The following is a 6,844-nucleotide window of genomic DNA, read 5'->3' as shown; positions in this document are numbered from 1 at the left end:
ATGACTACTTCAGACCATCCCTAAGATTTGGGTCCCGATTGGCAATACAGGCCGCTCCAGAATCAGTGCTTTCAGGCCCATGCCCATCTCTCAGGAGTTGCAGCGACTTCTTCAAAAAGAAGAATAATGAAGCAGGTTTAACCGTCTTCATCCCAGCCGGTTTGTAGAATCGGTTCAGCGCCAACCGAGCGCTATCCATCTACCTGCATGCGCTGTCCCATGAGCTGGCAGCCCTTCTCGCTAATAATCTGGTCTGACCAAGACCGAAACTCTCACGACCTATTCGTCGTATTTTGTTAAAAATTCGCATTGAAATGTCGCTTTAAGACAAATTCTGTTGCCGGCCCGTGAAGATTACAGAATTGTAATATTTCAACCATCTTCAAGTTATCTTCGCCTTGCAAGGATAGGACTCAGCCCCAAGACGCAGAGCGCCTGAGGGTGCAAAACCTATAAGAACGCAATGGCGAAAGAATTAGACCAATAACTGCCAACTATAAAGGAGCAATAAATGCTTAATAAAACCAAGCTATCCCTTGCAGTATTTTCGGCGATTGTCAGTGCAGCCCCTCTCATGGCGGCCGCAGAAGAACAGGCCGACGGTTTTGTAGAAGGCAGCAGTTTCAATATTCTCAACCGTAACTTCTACATGAACCGTGACTTCCGCAAAGGCCAGTCCAGCAACACGGACAATGGCTATAGCGAAGTCTGGGCTCACGGAATCATTGGCAAGTTCGAGTCGGGCTTTACCCAAGGCACTGTCGGTTTTGGTATTGATGCCTTCGCCATGCTCGGTCTCAAGCTGGATACCGGTGATGGTCGCCACGGGCCAGGCGGCTCCGTCAATATGCTTCCCATAAATAGCGACGGTGAAGCCGAAGATAATTATTCGAAAGTAGGCGGTGCAGTAAAAGCACGACTACTGGATACCGTTGTCAAAGTGGGTGATGTGTTCCCCATGACGCCGGTAGTTCACTACGGTGACTCTCGGCTGCTGCCAGAAAGCTTTCGCGGCGTTACGGTTGAGAACACCAGCTTTGATGGTTTGACCGTTCAGGGCGGCCGCCTGCATGCAATGAGCCAGCCGCAAGTCAGCACCATGCGTGATGAGTTTGCGACTTTCTACGCAGGCTCCGTCGCGTCGCCATGGGTTGCCTATTTCGGTGGTGACTATTCACTGAACGACAACCTCAGCTTTAGCCTGTACAGCAGCAAACTCAAGGATGCGTGGAACCAGCACTATGCTGGCACAGCGTTCACCTACCCGCTAACTGACAGCGTTTCCTTGTTTGGTGGTTTGAACTACTACAAAGCTGTCGACGAAGGCCAACAACTACTGGGTGAGTTCGACAACGACATCTACAGCGGCAAAGTGGGCGTGCAGTTCGGTGCACACAGCGTTGCTCTGTCGCACCAGCGCAACAACGGTGACGATGACTTCGACTACCTGCGCCAGTCTGACTCCATCTTCCTCGACAACTCCATTCAGTACAGCGACTTCAACTCGCCCAAAGAACGCTCCTGGATGCTGCGCTACGACTTGGATATGGCCAGCTATGGCGTTCCTGGCTTGACCTTCATGACTCGCTATGCATTGGGTACAGATGCTGATTACTCCGACGCCAACAGTGTGTATATGCGTCGTGATGCCGATGGTAACCCGCTGACCGACCAGAAGCGCTGGGAGCGCAACATCGAAGCCAAGTACGTCGTCCAAACTGGCTCGCTGAAAGACATGTCTTTCCGTGTTCGCCAGATGACGACACGTGCGACGGATTACGAGTCGGATCTGGATGAGGTTCGTCTGATTGTCGAGTACCCACTGAGCGTGCTCTAAATAATGGATGGGCGGGCGGGCTCTAAAAGCCCTGCCCGCTTATGCATACCAATGCTGAGCACTACGTACCGCAGCACAAGAGAGGCAGTGATTAGATTTCAAGAATGTAATGTTGAGCTCACGCTGCTGTTAGCTTCCCCCCCGTAAAATTCACTCGAACTTGCAGAAATTGTCCATAAATCTCGACAAGCTACTAATTGAATTTACGAGGTCTGCCTTATGAAGGTATTGAAAGCTCTGATTATCGGAACGGTACTTTTCGGCTCCACACTGAGTTATGCAGAAGATGGTTACGACCGCTCAATAAAAGCGCAGGAAAAATTTCGAGCAGATCAAAAGCGAATTCATGGAACTGAGCCTGCTGTTAAACCGGCAGACGAGTTGAAGGTTAAGACCACCAGCCAGGATCGGGCCAATACCGATATTAAAAACGAAACCCAAGCTGATTAACCGCTCACTTCCGAACGATGTTCACCTCTAGAAGCTCCCGAGCTCCTTTGGAAAGAGGTGTACCCTAAGCGCCCTTCGGGGCGCTTTTTTTATTCAAAATATTTTATATCCCATAGCTTCGCTGTGAATATAAAACGACACCACGGTAGAGGTCTAAACTCTACCTGAAGGGCATGCTCACGCACCTGCCGACGCAGAAAGTCAGCACCTGATTGAGCTGCTGTCGCATAGACGCCCCCCCTTTCCAAGCAAGGCCTGTTAGGCTGATGCCCTTTTTCGTGCTCGGGGGAGCTATGAATAGAGATACGCTTGAACAGAATCAGATAGCGATTTATTTCGTTGCGGTTATAGCCGCAGTAATCGGTGGGTTGTTGATACCCTCAGCCGCCCAAGGCCTAAGTACGTTGGTAACCCCTACTATCGCAGTACTGATGTACGCGATGTTTCTGCAAATTCCCTTCCTTGATCTGCGTGAAGGACTAAGCAACAGACGCTTTATATCGGCCTTGCTCATCGCCAACTTCGTACTGATTCCACTATTGGTTTGGGTTATCACCAGAGGCCTTTTAGATCACCCGGCCATACTTGTTGGGGCTCTATTGGTGTTGCTGACACCCTGTATCGACTATGTAGTGGTTTTCACTCACCTTGGCAAAGGCGACTCACGCGCGATTCTTTCGGCAACCCCAGTTCTATTGCTACTTCAACTTATTCTGCTGCCCGTTTACTTGGCCTTAATGCTGGGTGGGCAGTCCGAAGTTGTGATCTCCATTGGTCCGTTCGTTGAAGCATTTTTTCTTCTGATCGTCGTACCGCTTTTTTTGGCAATAGCTACTGCTGCCACAGCCAAAGGGTCGAAAATCGTTGCCGGTTGGAACACAGCTTGGGCATGGCTGCCTGTTCCAGCAATGGCTGCAGTACTGATCGTGGTGGTCGGACCTCAGATATCTTCAGTGGTTCGCGACATTGATCAGCTTGCTCCGGTTATCCTCACGTACATTGGCTTCATGATTCTGGCACCTGTGGTTGGGGCTTTGGCGTCGAGAGCGTGCAAACTGCCAGCCACTACTGCACGAGCAGTAACCTTTAGCTCATCGACTCGCAATTCCCTGGTAGTTCTGCCTCTGGCGCTGGCATTGCCTGAAGATATTCGAGGGCTCGCTGCCGCAGCGGTGATCACACAGACTTTGGTCGAGTTGGTAGGTGAGCTGATCTACATTCGCGCAATACCGGCACTCGTTTGGCGAGAAAAACCGCGGGTTGCATCGACCATGTCGTAGGTATGTAACCTGACTCAAGACGAGTTGGCCGAACACTCACAAACAGATAACAAGCAAAGTTTGCCTGACGCGACTTAAGCAGCAATGCCTGCAAGCAGAAAGCCCCGTTTTGAGCGGGGCTTTCTGCTTGCACACGAATAGCGTTGTGAACTTAACGCATGCGATGGGCCAAGCGGTAGAGCAATGGCAGGACTAGCAGCGTCAGCGCCGTTGAGGACAGGATTCCACCAATTACCACAGTGGCCAGAGGTCGCTGAACCTCCGCACCCGTGCCAATAGCCGTAGCCATTGGAATAAAGCCCAAGGACGCCACCAAGGCAGTCATCAACACAGGCCGCAGGCGCGTCAATGCGCCTTCGCGAATGGCTTCGTCAAGCCCCATACCGTTCTCACGCAAGCTGCGAATGAAGGAAATCATGACCAGGCCGTTGAGTACCGCCACGCCCGATAACGCAATGAAGCCCACCCCCGCAGAGATCGAGAGCGGAATATCACGCAGCCACAAGGCCATGATCCCGCCTGTCAGCGCGAAGGGCACGCCGGTGAATACCAGCAGGCCATCTTTGACATTGCCGAACATCACGAAGAGCAGCGTGAACACCAGCAGCAGCGATACCGGCACGACAATCTGCAGGCGCTTGGCCGCCGACTGAAGCTGCTCGAAGGTTCCCCCCCAAGTCGTCCAGTAACCTGTAGGAACATTCACCGCCTGGGCGATCTTGCTCTCGGCCTCGGCGACAAAAGAGCCGATATCGCGACCACGAACGTTGGCGGTGACCACCACGCGACGCTTGCCACTTTCGCGGCTGATCTGGTTCGGACCTGGTGCAGAAACCACAGTCGCCACATCAGCCAAACGCACAAACCCAGGGCCATCCAGACCATCGCCATTGGCTAGGCGAATAGGCAATTGCTGGATTTTGTCGACGTCATTGCGCCACTCATCCGCCAGACGAACCTGGATATCGAAGCGCCGATCACCTTCAAACAACGCTCCTGCTTCACGTCCACCGATGGCGGTGGAAATGGCGTCCTGAATTTCCGAGACATTCAAACCGAATCGTGCGGCTTTCTCACGGTCGATTTGTACGCTGAGCATCGGCAGCCCCGTGGTCTGTTCAACCTTCACATCGGCGGCACCCGGAATACCCTCCAGCACCTCGGCGATTTGCTCGGCGGTCTCATTCATCACGTCCATGTCGTCGCCAAACACTTTCACTGCGACGTCACTGCGCACGCCGGAGATCAGCTCGTTGAAGCGCATCTGAATGGGTTGAGTAAATTCGTAGTTGTTGCCGGAAACCTGCTCGACCGCTTCCTGCATCGCAGCAACCAGATCGGCTTTGCTGCGATCAGGGTCGGGCCACTGGTCGCGCGGCTTGAGCATGACAAAGTTGTCCGCCACGTTTGGCGGCATCGGGTCGGTCGCGATTTCGGCGGTTCCCAGCTTGGCGAACACCGTATCAACCTCAGCAAAGGATTTGATCCGCTGTTCGAGCTGCACCTGCATGTCAATCGCTTGGGAAAGGCTGGTGCCTGGGATGCGCAGGGCATGCAAGGCGATATCGCCTTCGTCCAGGCTCGGTACGAACTCGCTGCCCATCCGCGAAGCAGCCAAGCCGGAAAGCACCATGATGACCGCCACAATGGTCAGCACCAGCGGCTTGCTGACCATGACCCAATCCAGCAGCGGCGCGTAGCCCTGCTTGACCCAGACCATTAAGCGGTTTTCTTTCTCGCTGACCTTGCCATTGAGGAACAGCGCAACAGCCGCCGGGACGAACGTCACCGAGAGGATCATGGCCCCCAGCAGGGCTGTCACTACGGTGAACGCCATCGGGTGGAACATCTTGCCTTCCACGCCGGTCAACGCAAAGATCGGCAGGTACACCACCATGATGATCAGTTGACCGAACAGCAGCGGACGACGCGCTTCCTTCGAGGCCGCGAAAACTTCATGAAACCGCTCGTTGCGGGTCAACGTTCGGCCCGCAGCGGCCTGAGCGTGGGCCAGACGCCGCACGCAGTTCTCAACGATCACCACGGCACCATCGATGATGATGCCGAAGTCAAGCGCGCCGAGGCTCATCAGGTTTGCACTGACCTTGTTGCTGACCATACCCGTGAAGGTGAACAGCATCGACAGCGGGATCACCATCGCAGTGATAAGCGCTGCGCGGATGTTGCCTAGGAACAGGAACAGAATCGCGATGACCAGCAGAGCGCCTTCGATTAGGTTCTTTTTCACCGTGCTGATGGCTTTGTCGACCAATACGGTGCGGTCATAAACCGTCTTCGCCACGACCCCCTTCGGTAGATTGCGGTTGATTTCCTTCAGGCGCTGATCGACCGCCAGCGATACATATCGACTGTTCTCGCCAAGCAACATGAACGCAGTGCCGAGCACCACCTCCTGACCATTTTCGGTGGCGGCACCGGTGCGCAACTCTTTACCCAGGCCAACCTCGGCCACATCACCGATACGCACAGGAACGCCATCGGTGCTCTTGATGATGATATTGGCGATGTCGGCAATACTACCTACCTGACCTGGGGCGCGGATCAGGTACTGCTCGCCGCTGCGCTCGATGTAACCCGCGCCAACGTTGGCGTTGTTGTTTTCCAGCGACGCAACAATGTCCTGCAAACTAAGGCCATGGGCGACCAGACGCTCCGGCATGGGCGAAACTTGGAACTCCTTGGCATAGCCGCCAATGGTGTTGATCTCGGTAACACCTTTAACGGTTCGCAGTTGCGGCTTGACGATCCAGTCCTGGATTTCACGCAGATCCATCGGCGTATAGGCGCTGCCATCCGGCTTTTTCGCACCGTCTTGCGCCTCAATGGTCCACATGTAGATCTCGCCCAGACCAGAGGCGATGGGCCCCATGCTCGGCGACAGCTCGCTGGGAAGATTGCTACGAGCATCCTGTATCCGCTCATTCACCAACTGGCGCGCGAAGTAGATGTCCGTGCCGTCTTCAAAGATGACGGTGACCTGTGACAGCCCATAACGCGAGATGGAGCGCGTTTCCTGCAAGTTGGGCAGCCCTGCCATGACCGTCTCAATCGGGAACGTCACACGCTGCTCGGTCTCCAGTGGCGAGTAGCCCTTGGCCTCGGTATTGATCTGTACCTGCACGTTGGTGATGTCGGGAACTGCATCAATCGGTAGTTTCTGATAGCTGTAAACACCCAATGCGGCCATGCCGAGCACAGCCAGCAAGACCAGCCAGCGCTGATCGATGGCGAAGCGAATTAATCGTTCGTACATGTC

General features: G+C 54.1%; 4 protein-coding genes and 1 pseudogene. 4 read left to right on the top strand and 1 reads right to left on the bottom strand.

Annotation, left to right across the window (positions count from 1 at the left end; genetic code table 11):
- Positions 1 to 22: 22 nt before the first annotated feature.
- From B3M58_RS12665 to B3M58_RS12650, 4 genes and pseudogenes are all read left to right on the top strand, one after another.
- Positions 23 to 127, top strand: a pseudogene (locus B3M58_RS12665) (DUF3703 domain-containing protein); the annotation flags it as partial.
- 384 nt (positions 128 to 511) lie between these two features.
- A complete protein-coding gene (locus tag B3M58_RS12660) occupies positions 512 to 1,837 on the top strand; it encodes an OprD family porin (RefSeq protein WP_296219570.1) in 1,326 nt (441 codons plus the stop codon).
- Between the two features lie 219 nt (positions 1,838 to 2,056).
- Positions 2,057 to 2,287, top strand: coding sequence for a hypothetical protein (locus tag B3M58_RS12655; RefSeq protein ID WP_296219568.1), 231 nt, complete (start codon positions 2,057 to 2,059; stop codon positions 2,285 to 2,287).
- Between the two features lie 293 nt (positions 2,288 to 2,580).
- A complete protein-coding gene (locus B3M58_RS12650) occupies positions 2,581 to 3,567 on the top strand; it encodes an arsenic resistance protein (RefSeq protein WP_296219566.1) in 987 nt (328 codons plus the stop codon).
- 151 nt (positions 3,568 to 3,718) lie between these two features.
- Here the strand turns inward: B3M58_RS12650 and B3M58_RS12645 are convergent, their stop codons facing one another.
- A complete protein-coding gene (locus B3M58_RS12645) occupies positions 3,719 to 6,841 on the bottom strand; it encodes an efflux RND transporter permease subunit (protein ID WP_296219565.1) in 3,123 nt (1,040 codons plus the stop codon).
- Between the last annotated feature and the right edge of the window lie 3 nt (positions 6,842 to 6,844).

It is taken from the genome of Pseudomonas sp. UBA2684 (genome assembly GCA_002354655.1).
Lineage (GTDB): Bacteria > Pseudomonadota > Gammaproteobacteria > Pseudomonadales > Pseudomonadaceae > Aquipseudomonas.
The sequence above is the reverse complement of the archived record's forward strand: the minus strand, read 5'-3'. Positions and strand labels throughout refer to the sequence as shown.

What these genes read in the sequence shown, in the direction of transcription:
- B3M58_RS12660 (WP_296219570.1), top strand. Translation starts at nt 512, where the DNA reads ATGCTTAATAAAACCAAGCTATCCCTTGCAGTATTTTCGGCGATTGTC.
- B3M58_RS12655 (WP_296219568.1), top strand. Translation starts at nt 2,057, where the DNA reads ATGAAGGTATTGAAAGCTCTGATTATCGGAACGGTACTTTTCGGCTCC.
- B3M58_RS12650 (WP_296219566.1), top strand. Translation starts at nt 2,581, where the DNA reads ATGAATAGAGATACGCTTGAACAGAATCAGATAGCGATTTATTTCGTT.
- B3M58_RS12645 (WP_296219565.1), bottom strand. Translation starts at nt 6,841, where the DNA reads ATGTACGAACGATTAATTCGCTTCGCCATCGATCAGCGCTGGCTGGTC.